The sequence below is a fragment of the Xenorhabdus indica genome, assembly GCF_014467235.1.
GTDB lineage: Bacteria > Pseudomonadota > Gammaproteobacteria > Enterobacterales > Enterobacteriaceae > Xenorhabdus > Xenorhabdus indica.
This window is the reverse complement of sequence record NZ_NKHP01000060.1, coordinates 1-3,202: the sequence shown is the minus strand read 5'-3', so window position 1 is coordinate 3,202 and position 3,202 is coordinate 1. Positions and strand designations below refer to the sequence as shown.

The 3,202-nt window shown below is 53.8% G+C and carries 2 rRNA genes; both read left to right on the top strand.

Annotated features, from left to right (window positions below):
* The first annotated feature begins 122 nt into the window (after positions 1-122).
* A 23S ribosomal RNA gene (locus Xind_RS19355) occupies positions 123-3,030 on the top strand.
* A 109-nt stretch (positions 3,031-3,139) separates the two neighbouring features.
* Positions 3,140-3,202 (top strand): 5S ribosomal RNA (gene rrf / locus Xind_RS25480); the annotation flags it as partial.

The following is a 3,202-nucleotide window of genomic DNA, read 5'->3' as shown; positions in this document are numbered from 1 at the left end:
GCTCTTTAACAATCTGGAACAAGCTGAAAAATTGAAACATTCAGTGACACGGCTTTCTGAGTGAAAGCGGTCATTGAAGAGTCTCTCAACAACCCCAGTCCGAAGACCCCTTCGGGTTGTGAGGTTAAGCGACTAAGCGTACACGGTGGATGCCTAGGCAGTCAGAGGCGATGAAGGACGTGCTAATCTGCGATAAGCGCCGGTAAGGTGATATGAACCGTTATAGCCGGCGATGTCCGAATGGGGAAACCCAGTGCAATCCGTTGCACTATCGTTTGATGAATTCATAGTCAAACGAGGCGAACCGGGGGAACTGAAACATCTCAGTACCCCGAGGAAAAGAAATCAACCGAGATTCCCCCAGTAGCGGCGAGCGAACGGGGAGGAGCCCAGAACCAGCAACAGCTTGTGTGTCAGTGGAAGCGTCTGGAAAGGCGCACAGTAAAGGGTGACAGTCCCGTACACGAAGATGCATAAGGTGGGAGTTCGATGAGTAGGGCGGGACACGTGGTATCCTGTCTGAACATGGGGGGACCATCCTCCAAGGCTAAATACTCCTGACTGACCGATAGTGAACCAGTACCGTGAGGGAAAGGCGAAAAGAACCCCGGCGAGGGGAGTGAAAGAGAACCTGAAACCGTGTACGTACAAGCAGTGGGAGCACCCTTTGGGGTGTGACTGCGTACCTTTTGTATAATGGGTCAGCGACTTATATTCTGTAGCAAGGTTAACCGTATAGGGGAGCCGCAGGGAAACCGAGTCTTAACGGGGCGTTAAGTTGCAGGGTATAGACCCGAAACCCGGTGATCTAGCCATGGGCAGGTTGAAGGTTGGGTAACACTAACTGGAGGACCGAACCGACTAATGTTGAAAAATTAGCGGATGACTTGTGGCTGGGGGTGAAAGGCCAATCAAACCGGGAGATAGCTGGTTCTCCCCGAAAGCTATTTAGGTAGCGCCTCGTGAACTCATCTTCGGGGGTAGAGCACTGTTTCGGCTAGGGGGTCATCCCGACTTACCAACCCGATGCAAACTGCGAATACCGAAGAATGTTATCACGGGAGACACACGGCGGGTGCTAACGTCCGTCGTGAAGAGGGAAACAACCCAGACCGCCAGCTAAGGTCCCCAAGTTCTGGTTAAGTGGGAAACGAAGTGGGAAGGCTCAGACAGCCAGGATGTTGGCTTAGAAGCAGCCATCATTTAAAGAAAGCGTAATAGCTCACTGGTCGAGTCGGCCTGCGCGGAAGATGTAACGGGGCTAAACCAGGCACCGAAGCTGCGGCAGCGACACGAATGTGTTGCTGGGTAGGGGAGCGTTCTGTAAGCCGTTGAAGGTGAACTGTGAGGTTGGCTGGAGGTATCAGAAGTGCGAATGCTGACATAAGTAACGATAATGCGGGTGAAAAACCCGCACGCCGGAAGACCAAGGGTTCCTGTCCAACGTTAATCGGGGCAGGGTGAGTCGACCCCTAAGGCGAGGCTGAAAAGCGTAGTCGATGGGCAACAGGTTAATATTCCTGTACTTGGTGTTACTGCGAAGGGGGGACGGAGAAGGCTATGTCATCCGGGCGACGGTCGTCCCGGTTTAAGCGTGTAGGTGGGGGTTCCTGGTAAATCCGGAGCCCTGATAACACTGAGGCGTGATGACGAGGCACTGCGGTGCTGAAGTGACAGATGCCCGGCTTCCAGGAAAAGCCTCTAAGCATCAGGTAACATGAAATCGTACCCCAAACCGACACAGGTGGTCAGGTAGAGAATACTCAGGCGCTTGAGAGAACTCGGGTGAAGGAACTAGGCAAAATGGTGCCGTAACTTCGGGAGAAGGCACGCTGGCGTCAGGTGAAGAAACTTGCTTTCGGAGCCGAGGCCAGTCGCAGAGACCAGCTGGCTGCAACTGTTTAATAAAAACACAGCACTGTGCAAACACGAAAGTGGACGTATACGGTGTGACGCCTGCCCGGTGCTGGAAGGTTAATTGATGGGGTTATCCTTAGGGAGAAGCTCTTGATCGAAGCCCCAGTAAACGGCGGCCGTAACTATAACGGTCCTAAGGTAGCGAAATTCCTTGTCGGGTAAGTTCCGACCTGCACGAATGGCGTAATGATGGCCAGGCTGTCTCCACCCGAGACTCAGTGAAATTGAACTCGCTGTGAAGATGCAGTGTACCCGCGGCAAGACGGAAAGACCCCGTGAACCTTTACTATAGCTTGACACTGAACCTTGAGCCTTGATGTGTAGGATAGGTGGGAGGCCTGGAAGTGTGGACGCCAGTCTGCATGGAGCCATCCTTGAAATACCACCCTTGAATGTTTGATGTTCTAACGTAAGCCCGTTATCCGGGTTGCGGACAGTGTCTGGTGGGTAGTTTGACTGGGGCGGTCTCCTCCCAAAGCGTAACGGAGGAGCACGAAGGTCAGCTAATCACGGTCGGACATCGTGAGGTTAGTGCAAAGGCATAAGCTGGCTTGACTGCGAGCGTGACGGCGCGAGCAGGTACGAAAGTAGGTCTTAGTGATCCGGTGGTTCTGCATGGAAGGGCCATCGCTCAACGGATAAAAGGTACTCCGGGGATAACAGGCTGATACCGCCCAAGAGTTCATATCGACGGCGGTGTTTGGCACCTCGATGTCGGCTCATCACATCCTGGGGCTGAAGTAGGTCCCAAGGGTATGGCTGTTCGCCATTTAAAGTGGTACGCGAGCTGGGTTTAGAACGTCGTGAGACAGTTCGGTCCCTATCTGCCGTGGGCGCTGGAAGATTGAAAGGGGCTGCTCCTAGTACGAGAGGACCGGAGTGGACGCACCACTGGTGTTCGGGTTGTCATGCCAATGGCACTGCCCGGTAGCTAAGTGCGGAAGAGATAACCGCTGAAAGCATCTAAGCGGGAAACTTGCCTTGAGATGAGTCTTCCCTTATCCCCAGAGGATACTGAAGGAGCGTTCGAGACGAGGACGTGGATAGGCTGGGTGTGTAAGCGTGGCGAGACGTTGAGCTAACCAGTACTAATGTACCGTGCGGCTTAACCTGACAACACCGAAGGGGTTTTGGGGGCGTTGGAGAGAAAGACGAAAAGTTTCAGAGACGGGAGTGGCCTGGGCCAGTCCGGCAGCTTGTTCGGGATTGAAAACAGGATTTGTCTGGCGGCAATAGCGCGGTGGTCCCACCTGACCCCATGCCGAACTCAGCAGTGAAACGCCGT